Annotated in this window: 14 protein-coding genes and 1 pseudogene; 13 read left to right on the top strand and 2 right to left on the bottom strand. The window is 69.8% G+C overall.

Going from position 1 to position 18,641, the window contains the following annotated elements; all coding sequences use genetic code 11:
- Window positions 1-8 precede the first annotated feature (8 nt).
- From G6N30_RS12060 to G6N30_RS12005, 12 genes are all read left to right on the top strand, one after another.
- Entirely contained in the window at window positions 9-965 is a 957-nt protein-coding gene (locus G6N30_RS12060; RefSeq protein ID WP_134053046.1) for an electron transfer flavoprotein subunit alpha/FixB family protein, read from the top strand.
- A 208-nt stretch (window positions 966-1,173) separates the two neighbouring features.
- Entirely contained in the window at window positions 1,174-1,839 is a 666-nt protein-coding gene (locus G6N30_RS12055; RefSeq protein ID WP_134053044.1) for a nitroreductase, read from the top strand.
- A gap of 78 nt (window positions 1,840-1,917) precedes the next feature.
- Window positions 1,918-2,751 carry a GNAT family N-acetyltransferase gene (locus G6N30_RS12050; protein WP_134053042.1) on the top strand — a complete coding sequence of 278 codons (834 nt, stop codon included), beginning with the start codon at window positions 1,918-1,920 and terminating at the stop codon, window positions 2,749-2,751.
- Entirely contained in the window at window positions 2,748-3,584 is an 837-nt protein-coding gene (locus G6N30_RS12045; RefSeq protein ID WP_134053040.1) for a lysophospholipid acyltransferase family protein, read from the top strand. The genes G6N30_RS12050 and G6N30_RS12045 overlap by 4 nt, the downstream gene beginning before the upstream one ends.
- A 48-nt stretch (window positions 3,585-3,632) precedes the next feature.
- On the top strand, window positions 3,633-4,826 hold the full coding sequence (locus G6N30_RS12040) for a cysteine desulfurase family protein (protein ID WP_134053038.1): 1,194 nt from the start codon (window positions 3,633-3,635) through the stop codon (window positions 4,824-4,826).
- Between the two features lie 31 nt (window positions 4,827-4,857).
- Window positions 4,858-5,934 (top strand): tRNA 2-thiouridine(34) synthase MnmA, encoded by a 1,077-nt coding sequence (gene mnmA, locus G6N30_RS12035; RefSeq protein WP_134055211.1) that lies wholly within the window; start codon window positions 4,858-4,860, stop codon window positions 5,932-5,934.
- 236 nt (window positions 5,935-6,170) lie between these two features.
- Window positions 6,171-7,829 (top strand): ABC transporter substrate-binding protein, encoded by a 1,659-nt coding sequence (locus tag G6N30_RS12030; protein ID WP_134053036.1) that lies wholly within the window; start codon window positions 6,171-6,173, stop codon window positions 7,827-7,829.
- Window positions 7,826-8,794, top strand: coding sequence for an ABC transporter permease (locus G6N30_RS12025; RefSeq protein ID WP_134053034.1), 969 nt, complete (start codon window positions 7,826-7,828; stop codon window positions 8,792-8,794). The genes G6N30_RS12030 and G6N30_RS12025 overlap by 4 nt, the downstream gene beginning before the upstream one ends.
- Window positions 8,791-9,651 (top strand): ABC transporter permease, encoded by an 861-nt coding sequence (locus G6N30_RS27230; protein WP_134053032.1) that lies wholly within the window; start codon window positions 8,791-8,793, stop codon window positions 9,649-9,651. Before G6N30_RS12025 ends, G6N30_RS27230 begins: the two co-directional genes overlap by 4 nt.
- A complete protein-coding gene (locus G6N30_RS12015; RefSeq protein WP_134053030.1) occupies window positions 9,648-11,279 on the top strand; it encodes a dipeptide ABC transporter ATP-binding protein in 1,632 nt (543 codons plus the stop codon). The genes G6N30_RS27230 and G6N30_RS12015 overlap by 4 nt, the downstream gene beginning before the upstream one ends.
- Before the next feature lie 41 nt (window positions 11,280-11,320).
- Entirely contained in the window at window positions 11,321-12,658 is a 1,338-nt protein-coding gene (locus G6N30_RS12010; RefSeq protein WP_134055209.1) for an LLM class flavin-dependent oxidoreductase, read from the top strand.
- Window positions 12,655-13,872, top strand: a complete 1,218-nt coding sequence (locus tag G6N30_RS12005) for an acyl-CoA dehydrogenase family protein (RefSeq protein ID WP_134053029.1) — start codon at window positions 12,655-12,657, stop codon at window positions 13,870-13,872. Before G6N30_RS12010 ends, G6N30_RS12005 begins: the two co-directional genes overlap by 4 nt.
- 7 nt (window positions 13,873-13,879) lie before the next feature.
- Here the strand turns inward: G6N30_RS12005 and G6N30_RS12000 are convergent.
- Together G6N30_RS12000 and G6N30_RS11995 are read right to left on the bottom strand one after the other, a co-directional pair.
- Window positions 13,880-14,795: pseudogene (locus tag G6N30_RS12000) on the bottom strand (MBL fold metallo-hydrolase).
- Window positions 14,796-14,925: 130 nt separating this feature from the next.
- Complete coding sequence (locus G6N30_RS11995; RefSeq protein WP_134053027.1) at window positions 14,926-15,645, bottom strand: SDR family NAD(P)-dependent oxidoreductase; 720 nt, start codon at window positions 15,643-15,645, stop codon at window positions 14,926-14,928.
- 191 nt (window positions 15,646-15,836) lie between these two features.
- On the opposite strand from G6N30_RS11995, the gene G6N30_RS11990 reads away from it, so the two are divergent.
- Window positions 15,837-18,629 (top strand): helix-turn-helix transcriptional regulator, encoded by a 2,793-nt coding sequence (locus G6N30_RS11990; RefSeq protein WP_134053025.1) that lies wholly within the window; start codon window positions 15,837-15,839, stop codon window positions 18,627-18,629.
- Window positions 18,630-18,641: the final 12 nt, after the last annotated feature.

Raw genomic sequence — 18,641 nt, 5'->3', positions numbered from 1 at the left:
GAAAAGACATGGCTGAAGTACTCGTGCTCGTCGAGCATGCAGAAGGTGCACTGAAGAAGGTCACCAGCGAGTTGATCACCGCCGCGCGCCCCCTGGGTGAGCCCGCCGCCGTCGTGGTGGGCAAGCCGGGCACCGCTGAGCCGCTGGTCGAGGGACTCAAGGCGGCCGGCGCCGCCAAGATCTACGTTGCCGAATCCGAGGATGCGGAGAACTACCTCATCACCCCGCAGGTCGACGTGCTCGCCGCGCTGGCCGAGGAGAACAGCCCTGCGGCTGTGCTGCTGGCCGCCTCCGCGGACGGCAAGGAGATCGCCGGGCGGCTCGCGGCCCGTATCGGGTCGGGTGTGCTGACCGACGTCATCGAGGTCAAGGAGGGCGGCAAGGCCACCCACTCGATCTTCGGTGGCGCCTACACCGTCGAGGCCGAGGTCACCGGTGACACCCCGGTGATCACCGTGCGCGCAGGCGCGATCGACGCCGAGCCCGCCGACGGTGCCGGCGAGGTCGTCAACGTCGAGGTGCCGGCGCAGGCCGAGACCGCGACGAAGATCACCAAGCGGGAGCCCGCCGTCGCCGGCGACCGCCCGGAGCTCACCGAGGCGACCGTCGTCGTCTCGGGCGGCCGCGGTGTGGGCAGCGCGGAGAACTTCTCGATCGTCGAGGAGCTCGCCGATGCGCTTGGCGGTGCGGTCGGCGCGTCGCGTGCGGCGGTCGACTCGGGCTACTACCCGGGTCAGTTCCAGGTCGGCCAGACCGGAAAGACCGTCTCGCCGCAGCTGTACATCGCGCTGGGCATCTCCGGTGCGATCCAGCACCGCGCCGGTATGCAGACGTCGAAGACGATCATCGCGGTGAACAAGGACGAAGAGGCGCCGATCTTCGAGATCAGCGACCTCGGCATCGTCGGCGACCTGTTCAAGGTCACCCCGCAGCTCACCGAGAAGGTCAAGGCGCGCAAGGGCTGATCAGCCCGCCAGAATGAGCAGCGGACCCCGGCACCTCGCGGTGCCGGGGTCCGTCGTTTTCCGGGGTCGCCCCGAAGACCACGGACTTTCCGGGGTTCGCCCGCCGGCGATCACTGCCATCGTGAAAGGAGACGGCCGGGCGCATCCCGGCCCTCGCCTCGACGGGAAGGGAGTGAGCAATGACCGCACCGCTCGATGGGAGCCCGCGATGACGGATCCCGGCGGCACGCTGAGCGCCGTGGTGCACGGACGCCGGTCGATTCGCATGTTCCTGCGTGACAAACCGGTTCCCCGTGAGTTGCTGACGGAATCGCTCGAACTCGCCATGCGCGCCCCGTCCAACTCGAACATCCAGCCGTGGCGGCTGTTCCTGGCCTCCGGCCGGCGCAGGGACCGACTGGTCGAGGCGCTGCTGGAGCAGGCGACGCGGGGTTACCCCGCCACCGTCGGACTGCCCGAGAGTTTCGCGGAGCTGCGCAGGGAGGTCGGCAAGATGGTCTACGGCGCGATGGGGATCGCGCGCGGTGACCGCGAGGCGAGGCGGATCGCTCAACTGCGCAACTGGGAGTACTTCCGCGCGCCCGTCGCCGGTGCGGTGTGTGTGCACCGCGACCTCGGGCCGGTGGACAGCATGAGTGTGGGGATGTTCCTGCAGACGCTGATGCTGGCGTTGACCGAGCGCGGGATCGGCAGCTGTGCGCAGGTGTCCATCGCCCATTTCCCCGACGTCGTCCGGGAACACCTGGAGATCCCGGACGAATTGACCGTGTTGTGCGGACTGGCCATCGGCTACCCCGACCCGGACTTCGCCGCCAACCACCTCGACACGCCGCGCAACCCGGTCGAGGCCAACGTGGTGTTCCGCGAGGACTGACAACTCGTCACCGAGCGTGCACGAACACGTCACGCGGTGCTTGCCGCCACGCCGGACGGCTCCGCGAGCGTGCTGCCTATGAGCGCTGCTTCTGTACTCATCGCCGCCGATCGCCCCGCGGCGGCGGACACTCCGCGGTATTCGCTGCTGTTGACCAATGACCCGGACCTCATCGCCGCCGCCCAGCGGTTGCGGCACGACGTGTTCACCACCGAACCCGGCTTCGCGCTGACCGGAGCTGCCGACGGCCGTGATGCCGACCGTTTCGACGAGTTCTGCGACCACCTCCTCGTCCGCGAGGAGACGTCGGGTGAGCTGGTCGGCTGCTACCGGATGCTGCCCCCGCCGGGCGCCATCGCGGCGGGCGGCCTCTACACCGCCACCGAGTTCGACGTGCGGGCGCTGGACCCGCTGCGGCCCTCGATGGTCGAGATGGGCCGCGCCGTGGTGCGCCCCGACCACCGCAACGGCGGTGTGGTGCTGCTCATGTGGGCCGGCATCCTGGCCTACCTCGACCGCTGCGACTACGACTTCGTCACCGGCTGCGTGTCCGTCCCGGTCGCCGGCGCGGCGGGCGAACCCGCGGGCAGCCGGCTGCGCGGCGTCCGTGACTTCGTGCGGCGCCGCCACGCCGCACCCGAGCGCTACACCGTGCACCCGTACCGGCCGGTGGTCGTGGACGGCCGCGGCCTCGACGACATCGCGCCGCCACCGCGGCCGACCGTGCCGCCGTTGATGCGCGGCTACCTGCGGTTGGGTGCGCAGGTGTGCGGCGAGCCGGCGCACGATCCGGACTTCGGCGTCGGGGACTTCCCGGCGTTGCTGGACAAGCGCGACGCCGACACCCGCTATCTGCGCCGGCTGCGGTCGGCGGCAGCGGCCGGCGACCTCGCGAACGGGGTGGCGCCATGACACTGACGTCCGAACACGCTTGGCTGCAGCGCGCCACCTGCGACGCCAGTTGCGTCCACGCCGGCGCCGACCGACCGGGCCGCCGGTGGTGGGTGGCGGTCCGCACCGGGATGCGGATCTGTGCGGCCGTGTCGCTGTTCTCGTGCGTGTGGCTGCTGGCGGTGCCGATGCCCGGCCGCTGGCACGTGCAGCGGGCATACTGCCGTCTGCTCCTGCGCAGCTTCGGCGTGCGGATCTCGGTGTCCGGCGGCCCCATCCGCAACCTGCGCGGGGTCCTCGTCGTCAGCGGGCACGTCTCCTGGCTGGACATCTTCACCATCGGCGCGGTGCTGCCCGGATCGTTCGTCGCGCGGGCGGACCTGGTGGACTGGCCCGCGCTGGGACCCGTCGTGCGGCTGATGAAGGTGATCCCGATCGACCGGGGGAGTTTGCGCCGGCTTCCCGCCGTCGTGCAAACCGTGGCCGAGCGGCTGGGCGCAGGACACACCGTCGTCGCGTTCCCGGAGGGCACCACCTGGTGCGGGCTGGGTTACGGGCGGTTCCGTCCGGCGATGTTCCAGGCTGCGGTGAACGCCCGCCGGCCGGTGCAACCGCTGCGCCTGACCTACCGGCACCTCGACGGACGGTTGTCGACCGTGCCGGCGTTCGTCGGCGACGACTCCCTGATGGCGTCGATCCGCCGGGTGGTCACCGCCCGCCGCACCGTGTGCCACGTCGGCGTCGAATCGCTGCAGCTGCCGGGTGAGGACCGCCGCGACCTCGCGGCCCGCTGCGAGACGGCTGTCCGCGGCGCCGCCTCGGCGCCCGCGACCGCCCACGCGCTGGCCGCCTGACCCGGCGATCCGGGGGGTGCCCGGGCCTGCGGCTATCCTGGACGGGCCATGACCTCGCATAAGTCGGTCTACCTCGACCACGCCGCGACCACCCCGATGCACCCCGCTGCCATCGAGGCGATGACGGCTGTGCTGACCACCGTCGGCAACGCATCGTCGCTGCACGGGGCGGGCCGACTGGCGCGCCGCCGGATGGAGGAGGCCCGCGAGACGCTGGCCCGCCTGCTGGGCGCGCGCCCGTCGGAGATCATCTTCTGCGCCGGCGGCACCGAGAGCGACAACCTGGCGGTCAAGGGCATCTTCTGGGCCCGCCGCGACGCCGATCCGCGGCGTCGCCGCATCGTGACCACGCCGATCGAACACCACGCCGTCCTCGATGCGGTGGAGTGGCTGGTCGACCACGAGGGCGCCGAGGTGACGTGGCTGCCCGTGGCTTCCGACGGGTCGGTGGCCCCGGCCGCGCTGCGTGAGGTGCTGGAGTCCTGCGACGACGTGGCGCTGGTGTCGGTCATGTGGGCGAACAACGAGGTCGGCACCGTACAGCCGATCGGCGAGCTGGCCGCGGTCGCCGCGGAGTTCGGCGTCCCGATGCACAGCGATGCGGTGCAGGCCGTCGGCCAGGTCCCGGTGGACTTCGGAGCCAGCGGCCTCTCGGCGATGAGCGTGACCGCGCACAAGTTCGGTGGACCCACCGGAATCGGCGCGCTGCTGCTGCGGCGGGACACCGCCTGCGTGCCGCTGCTGCACGGCGGGGGTCAGGAGCGCGACGTGCGTTCGGGGACTGCCGACGTCGCCGGGGCGGTCGCCATGGCGGCGGCGGCCCGGATCGCGGTCGAAGGGCTCGACGCCTACCGGACCCGGGTGTCCGCGCTGCGTGACCGGTTGATCGACGGCGTGCTGGCGGCGATCGACGACACCTATGTCAACGGCGCCCGCGCGGACCGCCTGCCGGGTAACGCGCACTTCACGTTTCGGGGATGCGAAGGCGATTCGCTGCTGATGCTGTTGGACGCCAAGGGAATCGAGTGTTCGACCGGCTCAGCGTGTACCGCCGGGGTGGCGCAGCCGTCGCACGTGCTGATCGCCATGGGTGCCGATCCGGCCAGTGCCCGGGGTTCACTGCGGCTGTCGCTGGGCCACACCAGTACCGACGCGGACGTCGACGCCGCCCTGCAGGCGCTGCCCGCTGCGGTCGAGAGGGCGCGCCAGGCCGCGCTCGCGGCTTCGGGGATGGTGGACTGACGATGAGCGCTTGCGCGAAGAGTGGGCGATGATGCGAGTTCTGGTTGCGATGAGCGGCGGCGTCGACTCCTCGGTCGCCGCGGCCCGGATGGTCGACGCCGGACACGACGTGGTCGGGGTCCACCTGGCGCTGTCGGCGACCCCGGGGACGCTGCGCACCGGCTCGCGGGGGTGCTGCTCGAAGGAGGACGCGGGCGACGCCCGCCGGGTCGCCGATGTGCTCGACATCCCTTTCTACGTCTGGGATTTCGCGGACCGCTTCAAGGCGGACGTGATCGACGATTTCGTCGCGTCCTACGAACGCGGTGAGACGCCGAACCCGTGTGTGCGGTGCAACGAGAAGATCAAGTTCTCCGCCCTGGCCGGGCGTGCGCTGGCGCTCGGTTTCGACGCGCTGGCCACCGGCCACTACGCGCGGTTGGCCGACGGCCGGTTGCGTCGTGCGGTCGATCACGACAAGGACCAGTCCTACGTGCTGGGAGTGCTGACCGCCGAGCAGTTGCGCCACGCGGTGTTCCCGATCGGTGACACCCCCAAGGCGCAGATCCGCGCGGAGGCCGCGCAACGCGGACTGGCCGTGGCCGACAAGCCCGACAGCCACGACATCTGCTTCATCCCGTCCGGTGACACCCGGGCGTTCCTCGGCGCGCGGATCGGGGTGCGGCCCGGCGCGGTGGTCGACGCGCGCGGCGCGGTACTCGCCGAACACGAAGGCGTGCACGGATTCACGATCGGTCAGCGCAAGGGGCTCGGTATTGCCGGGCCCGGTCCGGACGGGCAGCCGCGGTACGTCACCGGGATCGACGCGGAGAGCGGCACGGTGCGCGTCGGAGGTGTCGAGGACCTCGAGGTCTCGATGCTGCGCGGCGAGCGCCCGGTGTTCACCTCCGGAGTGGCGTTCGCCGGCCCGGTGGAATGCCAGGTGCAGGTGCGGGCACACGGCGGACTGGCCGATGCGGTCGCGTCCTATGACGACCGGGTGCTGTCGGTGGATCTGCGCGAGCCCCTGCGCGGCGTGGCGCCGGGGCAGACGATGGTGATCTACCGCCCCGATCCGGAAGGCGACGAAGTGCTCGCCAGCGCCACGATCAGCGGAACCGACCGCTAGCTTCACGGCCCAAGGGTCTCGTTCGTAACGCAGTGGCGGTTTTCCGCGCTGTTTTCCGCCGTGGCGTCACGCAAGCGGGCGTTCGGCGGATTCGCCTCGCCCGTCAATGAGAATCGCGCCGATTTCATCGCTTACGCCGGCGACCGCGGTCCGGCATGGTGACCAAGCCCCAGTTCACGATGCGTCGCCGGCCTGACCAACGCGCGCGCAGTCCAGCGAAAGTACCCACACCCTCGATGCCTGCCTTCCGTGCTGCCCGCCTCCTGCCCGCAGTGACGCTGACTGCCGCACTGCTCACCGCATGCGGCGGCGGATCCGACAGCTCCTCCTCGTCGGCGGCGGCCGGTCCGCCGGTCAGCGGCGGCTCCATCGTCTACGCCACGGACCGTGAACCGACCTGCCTCGACCCGCACAGCTTCGGTGACATGCCGCAGACCTACGTCGCGCGCCAGTACCTGGACTCGCTGGTCTCCGAGCGCCCGGACGGCAGCGTCGTGCCGTGGCTGGCCGAATCCTGGGAGGTCTCACCCGACGGCCGGGTCTACACCTTCACGATCAAGCAGGGCGTGAGGTTCCACGACGGCACGCCGCTGGACGCCGAGGCCGTGAAGGCCAACTTCGAGCACATGCTCGACCCCGCCACCCAGTCGCTCACCGACGCGGGCTACCTCAGGCCGTACTACCAATCCTCGCGTGCCGTCGACCCCGCCACCTTCGAGCTCACCCTGTCGAAGCCGTATTCGGCTCTGCTGCCGGTGATCTCGCAGGCCTTCTTCGGCATCCAGTCGCCGAAGGCGATGGCCCGCGGACTGGAGGAGAACTGCCAGTCCCCGGTGGGCACCGGACCGTTCATCGTCAAGGCCTGGAACCGCGGCCAGAGCGTCGAACTCGACCGCAACCCGGACTACAACTCGGCCCCGGCCGACGCCAAGCATCAGGGCCCGGCCTACCTCGACCACATCAGCTGGAAATTCGTCGAGGACGGCTCGGTGCGGTTCGCCGCGGTACAGGGCGGCGACGCCGACATCATCTTCAACCCGCCCCCGCAGCAAGAGGCGGCCCTGAACGCCGACCCGAACCTGTCGCTGCAGGAGTTCACCCACACCGGCCTGCCGAACGGCGTCGCGCTCAACACCACGCGTGCACCCTTCAACGACACAAAGGTCCGTCAGGCCTTCATTCACGGCGCCAATGCCGAGGCCGCGGTCAAGAGCGCCTATCTCGGCGTCTTCGACTGGGAGCCGGGGCCCGTCTCGTCGACCACGCCGTACTTCGACAAGAACCTGCGCAGCTTCTACGAACACGACCCCGAGAAGGCGAACAAGCTGCTCGACGAGGCCGGCTGGAGCCAGCGTGATGCCGACGGCTACCGCACCAAGAACGGTGAGCGCCTGACCGCCGAACTGGTGTACTCGTCGGATACCGGTGACACCCCGCCGGCGGACGTGACGCTGTTCCAGAACATCCAGTCCGCCGAGAAGGAGATCGGCTTCGACGTCGTCCTCAAACCGCTGCCCCAGGACCAGTACTTCGCCGCGTTCACCGACAAGAACGCCTACGACGGACTCACCGGCGCGTACTGGAACAGCCCCACCCCGGCGGTGCTGTCGATCGTCTACTCCTCGGATTCGCTCAGGGCCGCCCCGGGCAACAACATGAGCTGGGTCGAGAACCCGAAGATCGACGAGCGGGTCCGCGCGGCCGCTGCCACCACGGATACCGCTGCGCAGCAACGTCTTTACGGCCAGACGCAGCAGATCGTCGCCGAGCAGGCCTATCAGCTGGGGCTGTACCCGGTGACCACCCGCCTGGTCGCGAAGAAGAAACTCCAGGACGTCTGGATCGAACCGTCCGAAGGCGAGCCCGTGCTGCACGACGCCTGGCTGGCACCGTGAGCCTGACCGCAGCGGTCACCCGCCGCACCCCCGTCGAGGTGCGGCGGGCGCTCGTCGGCGTCGCCGGGGTGATCGGCGTGCTGTGGGGCGCGGCCACGTTGACGTTCATCGCGCAGTCGCTCATGCCGGGCGACCGCGCTCAGACCATCCTGGGCGGTGCGGGCTCGAAACCGTCCGCGGAGCAGCTGGCCGCGGTCAACGAGCAGTACGGCTTCAACGACCCGGCGGTCGTGCAGTACCTGCACTTCCTGGGCGGCCTGCTGCGCGGTGAGCTCGGCACGTCGTACGTCCTCAAGCAGCCCGTCGCCGACATCATCGGCCACCATCTCGGCCCCACCCTGACGCTGACGGTCGTGTCATTGGTCGCGGCGTGGGTCATCGCGGTGACGATCACGCTGCTCACCGCGCATCGGGGGCGCCGGCTGGCGAGCATCGGATCGGGAGTCGAGACCTTTCTGGCCGCACTGCCCCAATACTGGCTCGGCATCGTTCTTCTGGTGGTCTTCGCGATCCACCTGCGGCTGCTCCCCGTCGTCGGCGACGACGGACCCGCCGGACTGGTGCTGCCCGCCCTGACGTTGGCGCTGCCGCTTGCCGGATTTCTCGGCCAGGTCACCCGCGACGAATTCTCCTCGGCCATGGAACAACCGTTCGCGGTGTCGGCGCGTGCCCGCGGGATGAGCGACTGGGGTGTGCGCTGGCGCCATGCCCTGCGTCACGCGGTCCTGCCGGGTCTGACCCTGTCCGGATGGGCGCTGGGTTCGCTGTTCTCGACGGCGGTGATCGTCGAGTCGGTGTTCGTCCGTCCCGGCCTGGGCCGGGTGCTCGTCGACGCGGTCACCAGCAAGGACATGCCGGTCGTCATCGGGGTGACGTTGTTCGTCGCCGCGGTCTACGTATTGGCCAACCTGCTGGTCGATCTCGGCTTCGTGCGGGTCGACCCGCGGCTGCGGAGGGCCCGATGACACTGGCCCTGTCCCGACCCGTTGCGAGCAGCGCCCCCGCCCGCGTCGGACGCCGGTTGCGGCCCGCGGTGATCCTGGCCGCGGCCTACCTGGCGTTGATGCTGGCCTGGGCGGTCGCCCCCGGGGTGTTCACCAGCGGTACCGCCTACGACACCGATATCGAGAATCCGCTCCGGCCACCGTCTTTCGAGCACTGGTTCGGCACCGACGCCTCGGGTCGCGACATCTTCACCCGCGTGGTCTACGGCACGCAGAGCTCACTGGCCATCGGTGTCGGTGCGACCGCGCTGGCGTTGATCGCCGCCGTCGTGCTGGGATTCGCCTCCGGCCTGGGCGGCCGCTTCGCCGACGGTGCCATCAGCCGGTTCATCGAGGTGGTGCTGTCGATTCCCGGCCTGCTGATCGCGCTGTTGTTCATCGCGATGTTCGGCCCCGGCGTCGTCACCCAGATCCTCGCGGTCGCCATCGGTTCGGCGGTCGGCTACGCGCGGATGGTGCGTGGCCAGGTGATCGCGGTCAAGGACTCCGGATATGTCAACGCCGCAACAGCGCTCGGCCACTCCCGGCGCAGAATCATCACCCGGCATGTGTTCCCCAACGCCATGCGACCCCTGGTGGTGCTCGGCACCATGGGTGTCGGCCAGTCCATCGTATGGGCGTCGTCGCTGAGCTTCCTCGGGCTGGGCGTCGCACCACCGGCCCCGGAATGGGGCGCGATGCTCGACGCCGGCCGCGATTTCGTCTCCACCGCGTGGTGGTTGGAACTGTTTCCCGGGCTGGCGATCGTCGGCTGCACCCTGGCTGTCACCGTGCTGGGCCGCTACCTGCAACAACGACTCGAAGGGCGGCTGACGTGAGCGACCTACTGGTCGACGTCGAAGACCTCACCGTGGGGTTCCGTGGTCGCGAGGTGGTGCGCGGCGTGTCCTTCCATGTCGCGCCCGGCGAATGTTTCGCCATCGTCGGTGAATCCGGGTCCGGTAAAAGCGTCACCGCACGCACCCTGCTCGGGCTGGCCGGCGCCGACGCCGAGGTCGCGGCCACCCGGCTGGAACTCAGCGGCGTCTCACTTCTCGGCCACCGCGACCGCGACTGGCGGCGTATCCGCGGTCGCCAGGCGGGATTCGTGCTGCAGGACGCTCTCGTTTCGCTCGACCCGCTCCGCAAGGTGGGTGACGAGATCGCAGAGACGTTGCGGCTGCACCGGTTCGGGGGCCGCGCCGCCCGTCGGGCGCGGGTGCTGGAACTGCTGGCCGATGTCGGCGTCCCCGAACCCGAGCTGCGGGCCAGGCAACTACCCCAGGAGCTGTCCGGCGGGCTACGGCAACGCGCACTGATCGCGTCGGCCATCGCACTCGACCCGCCGCTGCTGATCGCCGACGAACCCACCACCGCACTGGATGTGACGATCCAGGCGCAGATCCTCGATCTGCTGGCGGCGATGAAGGACCGGGGCACCGGCCTGATCCTGATCAGCCATGACCTCGCGGTGGTCAGCCGCCTCGCCGACCGCGTCGCGGTGATGCGCAACGGTCTGCTGGTGGAACAGGGTGCCGTTGCCGAGGTGCTCGCCGTGCCGTCGCATCCGTACACTCAGACCCTGCTCGACGCCGTGCCAGCCGCACACCGCAGGGGCGCCCGGCTCTCGGCCCAGCCGCCGCGCACGGTGCACGCCGTCCGGCATCCCGACACCCCGCAGGGCGGGATCCTGCTGGAGGCCCAGAATCTGGTCAAACGCTTCCGGGGTCCCGACGGGGTCGAGCGCACGGCGGTGTCGGGTGTGTCGTTCCGGATCGGGGTCGGCGAAACGCTCGGCATCGTCGGGGAATCCGGTTCGGGGAAGACCACGACGGCGCGGATGGCGCTGGCGCTGACCGAACCCGACGACGGTACGGTGCGGTTGTTCGGCGAACCGTGGAGTGGCCTGCCCGAATCGCAGCGCCGGCTGCGGCGACGACGGATCTCGGTGGTGTACCAGGATCCGCTGAGTTCATTCGATCCCCGCTGGACGGTGCGGCGCATCATCGGCGACGCACTGCCCGCCCGGTCCTACCCGACCGACACGGCCCGCACCGCCCGCACGCTGGAACTGCTCGACGACGTCGGGCTGGGGGCAGACCACCTGGACCGCCGCCCGCTGCTGTTGTCCGGCGGGCAGCGCCAGCGGGTGGCCATCGCCCGGGCGCTGGCTCCGGAACCGTCGCTGATCGTGTGCGACGAACCGGTGTCCGCGCTCGACGTGACCATCCAGGCCCAAGTGCTCGACCTGCTGACCGACCTGCAGGAACAGCTCGGTCTTAGCTACCTGTTCATCTCCCACGACCTGGGCGTCGTCCACCACATGGCCGACCGGGTGCTGGTGATGCGCGATGGTGCGGTGGTCGAATCCGGCAGCGCCGGAGCAATTTTCGACAACCCACGTGACCCGTACACCCGAAACCTGCTGGCGAGCCTGCCCGCATCCGCTCCAGGAGCCGCACTGTGACAACCGTGAGGGACCGCCAGATCGTCCTCAACGCGTTCGACATGAACTGTGTCGCGCACATCGTCGCAGGCACGTGGCGGCATCCCGAGTCGCAAGCGGTGCGGTACAAGGACATCGAGTACTGGACCGAGCTGGCCAAGATACTCGAACGGGGCCTGTTCGACGGGCTGTTCCTCGCCGACGTGCTGGGCATCTACGACGTGTACGCCGGCGGGCCGGAGGCCGCGCTGCGGGCGGGCGCCCAGGTTCCGGTCAACGACCCGCTGCTGGTGGTCCCGGCGATGGCCGCGGTCACCACACACCTCGGCTTCGGCGTCACCGCCGCCACGTCGTTCGAGCATCCGTACTCCTTCGCCCGGCGGATGTCGACGCTGGACCACCTGACCAAAGGCCGGGTGGGCTGGAACATCGTCACCGGCTACCTGGAGAGTGCGGCCCGGAACCACGGGCTGGACACCATCACCCCGCACGCCGACCGCTACGACATCGCCGACGAGTACACCGAGGTGCTCTACAAGCTGTGGGAAGGTTCCTGGGAGGACGACGCCGTCGGCACCGACCCCACGCGCACCGACTACGCCGATCCGGCCAAGATCCACCCGATCGGGCACGAAGGCAGGCACTTTCGCGTCCCCGGCATTCACCTCAGTGAGCCGTCGCCGCAGCGCACACCGGTGCTCTACCAGGCCGGCGCGTCGACGCGGGGGCGGCAGTTCGGCGCCGAGAACGCCGAGGTGGTGTTCATCGGGGCACCCACCAAAGAGGTACTACGCGAGGCTGTCGCCGACATCCGGGCGCGTGCCGTGGCCGCCGGGCGCGACGCCTACGACGTCAAGATCGTCAACAGCCACGTCGTCGTCACCGGCGCCACTCGCCAGACCGCGCAGGCCCGGTACGACGATTTCAGGCGCTACACCGACCCACAGGGCGCGCTGGCGTTGTGGTCGGGATGGCTGGGCACCGACTTGTCGCGCTTCAGCCTCGATGATCCGGTGGCAGTGACCGAGAACGAGTTCCTGAAGTCGTCGGTGGAGATGTTCGGCCAGGGTCAGTGGACGCTGCGCGACTTCATCGACGCCCACGCGATCAACGTCGACGGCGCGATCTCCGTCGGATCGCCGGAACGCGTCGCCGACGAGCTGCAGGAGTGGGTCGAGGAGACCGATGTCGACGGGTTCAACCTGACCAACGTGATCACTCCCGGCACCTTCGTCGACATCGCCGACCACGTCATCCCCGAACTGCAGCGCCGCGGCGCCTACAAGACCGAGTACACAGAAGGAACGCTGCGGCACAAGCTCTTCGGCCGCGGGCCCCGACTTCCCGAAAGTCACCGCGCCGCCCTCTACCGCCGCGTCGATCAGGAGGCACTCCGATGACATCCACCGCTGTCGAACCCGTCACGTACGGATCCGAGCGACTCACCGCCCTGCTCGCCGACATCGGCGCCGGCGCGCTGGAGCGGGAACGCACCGGTGAACGCCCTTTTGCCGTGATCGATCTCGTTCGGCAGGAGCGCCTGGGTGCGCTGCGGGTGCCCCGCGAGGAGGGCGGCGGCGGAGCGAGCCTGCGTGAGCTGTTCGCGACGGTGATCGCGCTGGCCGCGGCCGACGTCAACGTCGCACACATCCTGCGTGGCCACTTCGCGTTAGTCGAGGAGCGGTTGCGGCTGGGCGGCGCCGAGCGCAGGCGGGCGGTCGACCTGGCAGTGAGCGGGAAGATCGTCGGCAATGCGTCGACCGAGCTGGGGTCCACGCCGGCGGGCGCGTTCACCTGGCAGACGAAGCTCACCCCCGATGGCGACGGCTACCGGCTCAACGGCAAGAAGTTCTTCACCACCGGCACGTTGTACGCCGACTACGCCGAGGTGCTGGCCGGCAACCCCGAGGGCGCGACGGTGATCGCACTGGTGCCCACCGACCGTGCCGGGGTCACCGTGCTCGACGACTGGGATGGCATGGGGCAGCGGGCCACCGGTACGGGAACCGCGATCTTCGACGACGTCGCGGTGTCCGCCGAGGAGCTGCTGCAGTTCGCGCCGCCAGACGCCGACACCGAACCGCCTGCGCTGTATCTGTCGGGGGCGTTCTTCCAGCTGTATGTGACAGCGCTGGAAGCCGGTGTGCTGCAGGCGCTTCGGTCCGACGCGGTGGCGCATGTACTGCAGCGTCCGCGCAGTTTCGCGTGGGCGCCGACGCCGTCGGCGCCGGACGATCCGCTGCTGCAGCGCGAGATCGGGGAGATCGCGGCGGCAGCGTTTGCGGCGGAGGCGACGGTGCTTGCGGCGGCCGATGCGTTGGCGGTCGCATTCGACGCGGATGTGGCGGGCACCGATCCTGGGCTGGACGTCGCCCACGAGGCGTCACGGCAGGCCGCCGCGGCCAAGATCGTGATCGACGGGTTGGCCCAGAAGTCGGCGTCGCAGATCTTCGACGTCGGCGGCGCCTCGGTGGTGCGCCAGGCGTACCTGCTGGACCGGCACTGGCGCAACATCCGCACACTGGCCTCGCACAACCCCGCGTCATACAAGGCGCAGGCTCTCGGGGCCTACTACGTGCGGCAGACGCGGTTGCCGGGTTGCGGCTATTTCTGACCGGTCGTCAGTAGTCCCACACGGCCGGTACGAAACGGAAGGTGTCACCCGAGACCGCCACGTGGCAGACGGACGGGAAGGGCAGGTGAGTGGCCACCAGTTGCTCACCGCGGGCGGCCAACTCACTCAGCAGACGCACTCGTACGCGGGCGGATTCCTCCGGGTCGTGCTCGAATCCGTTGTGCCATCCGGGATTGTCGAACCCGGGTTGGAACACCGCATCGCCGGCGAAGGTCAACCGGTCGCTGCCGGACTCCAGACGCACGATGCTGTGTCCGGGGGTGTGGCCGCCGGTGCGGCAGATCATCACTCCCGGCGCCACCTCGTACTCGGTCTCGAACGGCCGCAATCGGCTGCGGTATACGTCGAGGAATCGAGTCGCGGTCGACCGCAGGACCTCCGGCACCGGAGCCGGCATGGAGGTGCGTGAGAAGTCGGGCGCCTCCCAGAATTCGGCCTCGGCAGCGGCCAGGTGTACCCGAAGATCCGGGCGCAGGCGGCCCCTCAGTCCGTCGACGAGCAGCCCGCCGATGTGGTTCCATGTGCAGGTGGGTGAGCACCACGTCGGTCACGGACCCCGGATCGATTCCTGCGGCGTCCAGGCGCATGGCCAACTGTCCGGCCCTCGGGAACCCCGGGAACTCCGTTCCCAGACCGGAATCGACGAGGATGGTGCGGCCACCGCTACGCAACACGGCCACGTTCAGTGGCCAGTCGAGCAGGTCCGGTGGCAGGAACATGTCCTCGAGCCAGGCCGCGAGGTCAGCCGAGTCGGCGTTGGTCGCCATCGTGACCGCGGGAATCGGGAGCACCCCGTCGCTGATCACGATCACCTCGATGTCGCCGACCCGCAGCGCGTAGCGCGAGGGAACCAACTCGTCGAACCCTTGCTGGCCGGGCCCTGCGATGTTGACCGAACTCATGTTGTTCTCCTCGTGAGTGTGTCTGAGTAAAGGCGTCCGTCTCCGGGAACGCGTGGCGACTCGGAAAGTCATCCAGCAGCCACGGATTGCGTCACATTCGCTGTGCGGCACGAATGCGATTGGTGCGACGTCAGATTGCGGTCCCGCCACCATCGACGTGCAGAACGGTGCCGGTGATGAAACTCGACCGAGGGGACGCGAGGAACAGCACCGCCTGGGCGATCTCGGCGGGCTCAGCGGTGCGGCCGAGCGGCAACGCGCCGCCGAGCTGCTCGTTGGTGTCGCCCCATTCGGCCGCGACACCCTCCGTTCGGGTCGGCCCCGGAGCGACGGCGTTGACCCGAACGCCGTGACCGCCGAACTCGACGGCCCATGTGCGCGTGAGGGATTCGACGGCCGCCTTGGACGCGCTGTACACCGACGCGCCGAGAACTCCTTTGGCGGCCACCATTGACGTGATGTTGACGATGCTGCCGCCTCCTCGCTCGATCATCCCGGCGACCAGACCCGCGGTCAGAAAGTACGTGCCGCGGACGTTCGTGTCGAAGGTGCGGACATAGGCCGCGGCGCCCTGCTCGACGGTCATCGCGCCGGGGAAAGTGGCTGCATTGTTGACCAGGACATCGATGCCCGCGACCTGATCGGCGAGCGCCTCCACCGAAGCGGCATCGGCCATATCGGCAGCGATGAACCGGACCCGCTCATGGCGGGCGGCGACGGCGGTTCCACGATCCGCATCGCGGCCGGTGACCGTCACTTCTGCGCCCGCCTCCGCCAGCAGCCAGGCGCACGCCAGGCCGATACCGGCGGTGCCACCGGTGACGAGTGCTCGTTGACCCTGCAGTTCCATGGAAACTCCTTCCTGTACTCCACCTGCGGGAACCGCTGTCTTGGCGCAGAGTCATCCGGACGTGACCGAGGCCACGGGAGGGATCGGCCGATGCGCACGGTGTCGTGCGCCGGTTAATATCCGTCCGATCGGACCGCCCGCGGGGCCGGCGAAAGCCGTCGAGGTCCGCTGGACAAGACGCGGTGGTACGGATGTCGGGCGAGGTTCCTGGGCGAGCATTACGCGGTCGCACGGCCGAGTGCACGGCGCTTGACGAGCTCCTCGCGGCCGCCCGCTCGGGCGCGTCGCGCGTGCGGGTGCTGCGAGGGGAGGCCGGCGCAGGGAAGACCGCTCTGCTCGACTACGCCGTCGAGTCGGCGACGGGGTTCCAGACCCTGCGGCTCGACGGGGTGGAATCCGACATGGAACTCGCCTTCGCGGGATTGCAGCAGCTGTGCTCTCCGCTGATGGAGCATCTCGGTTCGCTGCCGGCTCCCCAGCAGCAGGCGTTGAGCGTGGCCTTCGGCCTCGACGTCGGTCCGGCGCCCGACCGCTTCCTGGTTGGGCTGGCAGTGCTGGGCCTGTTGGCCGCCGGCGCCGAGGATCGCCCTCTGCTGTGCGTCGTCGACGACGTGCAGTGGCTGGATCGGGTTTCCGTGCAGACGCTGGGTTTCGTGGCGCGGCGTCTGCTCGCCGAGCCGGTGGCGATGCTGTTCGCGGCGCGCGATGACGGCGCCGACATCCTGTCCGACCTTCCGCGGATCGAGCTCAGGGGCCTCGCCGACGCCGATGCCCGTGCCCTGCTGGAGTCGCTCGTGGTCGGAGGCATCGACGCTCGAGTACGCGAGCGGATCATCGCCGAGACGCGCGGCAATCCGCTGGCGCTGCTCGAGGTGCCCTACAACGTGACGGCGGCCGAACTCGCCGGCGGCTTCTGGTCGGCCGGTGCGCGGCCGTCGGCGGGCGAGGTCGAGGAGGGATTCGTGCGTCGAACCCAGGCACTGCCGCAGCAGACTCGTGCGCTGCTGGCGACCGCGGCGGCCGAACCACTCGGCGACGGGGCCCTGTTCCTGCGCGCACTCGCCCGATTGGGGATCCCGGCCGACGCGCTGGGCCCCGCGGAGGCGGCCGGGGTCCTCGAATTCGGGACGTACGTGCGATTCCGGCATCCGCTTATGCGGTCGGCGGCCTATCGCGCCGCGGGGCTCGCCGAACGTCGCGAGATCCATCGGGCCCTCGCCGAGGTCACCGATCCCGAAACCGATCCGGATCGCCGGGCGTGGCACGCTGCGAGTGCGGCCGCCGGTCCTGACGAGTGGGTGGCCGCGGAGCTCGAAGCCTCGGCGGACCGCGCCTACCGAAGGGGCGGAGTGGCGGCGGCTGCGGCATTTCTGGAGCGGGCCACTGTCCTGACCGCCGACGCCACACTGCGCGGATCCCGGGCGATCGCAGCCGCGCATGCCAAGCGGGAAGCCGGGTTGCCGGAGGCCGCCCGCGGATTGCTCGCGATCGCCGAACTCGCCCCGCTGTCCAAGCTGCAACAGGCGCAGGTTGCGCGGATGCTCGCGCAGATGGAGTTCGTCGCGAGCCGCAGCGGCGTCGCAGGTGCGCCCCGCGTCAGCGACGCTGCGGCACAACTGTTCCGGGCTGCGCAGGGGCTGGAGATCCTCGACGACGAGCTGGCCCGCGACACCTACGTGGAAGCGCTGACCGCTGCCATGTACGCGGGTCGGCTGGGTGAGCCGGACCGGCTGCGCGAGATCGCCCAGGCCGGCCTGGTCGCCGTCGAACGGGTGCCCGAGTTGCAGCGCCCGATCGATTACCTGTTGAGCGGCATGGCAAGCCGCATCATCGACGGCCCCGGCGGCGGCTCAGCGCACCTGCGTGTCGCCCTCGAACTGTGGAACACCCATGTCCACAGTGACGGCCCGGTGGTGCACTGGCCGTTCCCGATCGCCCAGGAGTCCGCGGCGCACGAGACGTGGGACGACACGATCCTGCAGCAGACCGCCGCGGAGATGGTCTACCGGGCGCGGCAGGCCGGGGCGTTGGCCGTACTGCCGCCGGCGCTGGCTTACCGCGCCGGTGTGCACGTCTACACGGGGGAATTGTCCACCGCCGCAGCGCTCATCGAGGAGGCGAATGCGATCACCGCATCGATGGGCAGCAGCCCGGTCACGTACCACTCGTTGACGCTTGCGGCGTGGCACGGCGATGCCGACCGTGGCACCTCGGCCATCGAGGCGGCCGCGTCGGACGCCAGGGCGAGGGGAGAAGGCCGGTTGTTCGGTCTCACCCGCTACACCGCCGCTGTCTTGTTCAACGGACTCGGCCGTTACGAGGAAGCCTTGTCGGCGGCCCGCGAATGCTGCGAATACGAAGATCTCGGCTTCTTCAGCTGGTGTCTGTACGAACTCATCGAGGCCGCCGCCCGCCTGGGCGATTTCGGCGCGGCCGAGCCGGCGCTGCGACAGCTGGAGGACCGCGCCGGCACCAGTCGCACCGACTGGGGGCTCGGCGCGGTCGCCGGTGCCCAGGCGCTGCTGGCGTCCGACGAGGACGCCGATGCGTTGTTCACCGAGGCCCTCGACCGGCTCCGTCGCGCCGACGTCCCTCCGCAGGTCGCCCGGACTCACCTGGCGTACGGCGAATGGTTGCGCCGCGTGAATCGACGCAACGACGCGCGCACCCATCTGGCCGAGGCGCACGAGAGCTGGAGCAGGATGGGCGCCCAGGCGTTCGCCGAACGTGCGCGCCGAGAGTTGGTCGCCACCGGGGAGAAGGTGCAGAGTCGCACAGTCGGCTCTCCTGGCGAACTGACGGGTCAGGAGGGCCAGATCGCCAGATTGGCAGCTGACGGGCTGACCAACCAGGAGATCGGCGCCCAACTGTTCATCAGTCGGCACACCGTCGAATGGCACCTGCGGAAGGTCTTCGCGAAGCTCGGTATCAGCTCTCGTCGTCAGCTCCGCACGCTCACGTGGGACGACGCCGCGCGAACGTGAAGCCTTGGTCGT

Origin of the sequence: Mycolicibacterium litorale (assembly GCF_010731695.1) — a bacterium.
GTDB classification, from domain to species: Bacteria; Actinomycetota; Actinomycetes; order Mycobacteriales; family Mycobacteriaceae; genus Mycobacterium; species Mycobacterium litorale.
The sequence above is the reverse complement of the archived record's forward strand: the minus strand, read 5'-3'. Positions and strand labels throughout refer to the sequence as shown.

Bases quoted from the DNA above. Each gene is read 5' to 3' on its own strand.
- G6N30_RS11990 (WP_134053025.1), top strand. From the start codon at position 15,837: ATGTCGGGCGAGGTTCCTGGGCGAGCATTACGCGGTCGCACGGCCGAG.
- G6N30_RS11995 (WP_134053027.1), bottom strand. From the start codon at position 15,645: ATGGAACTGCAGGGTCAACGAGCACTCGTCACCGGTGGCACCGCCGGT.
- G6N30_RS27230 (WP_134053032.1), top strand. From the start codon at position 8,791: ATGACACTGGCCCTGTCCCGACCCGTTGCGAGCAGCGCCCCCGCCCGC.
- G6N30_RS12050 (WP_134053042.1), top strand. From the start codon at position 1,918: ATGAGCGCTGCTTCTGTACTCATCGCCGCCGATCGCCCCGCGGCGGCG.
- G6N30_RS12060 (WP_134053046.1), top strand. From the start codon at position 9: ATGGCTGAAGTACTCGTGCTCGTCGAGCATGCAGAAGGTGCACTGAAG.
- mnmA (WP_134055211.1), top strand. From the start codon at position 4,858: ATGCGAGTTCTGGTTGCGATGAGCGGCGGCGTCGACTCCTCGGTCGCC.
- G6N30_RS12030 (WP_134053036.1), top strand. From the start codon at position 6,171: ATGCCTGCCTTCCGTGCTGCCCGCCTCCTGCCCGCAGTGACGCTGACT.
- G6N30_RS12040 (WP_134053038.1), top strand. From the start codon at position 3,633: ATGACCTCGCATAAGTCGGTCTACCTCGACCACGCCGCGACCACCCCG.
- G6N30_RS12045 (WP_134053040.1), top strand. From the start codon at position 2,748: ATGACACTGACGTCCGAACACGCTTGGCTGCAGCGCGCCACCTGCGAC.
- G6N30_RS12010 (WP_134055209.1), top strand. From the start codon at position 11,321: ATGAACTGTGTCGCGCACATCGTCGCAGGCACGTGGCGGCATCCCGAG.
- G6N30_RS12005 (WP_134053029.1), top strand. From the start codon at position 12,655: ATGACATCCACCGCTGTCGAACCCGTCACGTACGGATCCGAGCGACTC.
- G6N30_RS12055 (WP_134053044.1), top strand. From the start codon at position 1,174: ATGACGGATCCCGGCGGCACGCTGAGCGCCGTGGTGCACGGACGCCGG.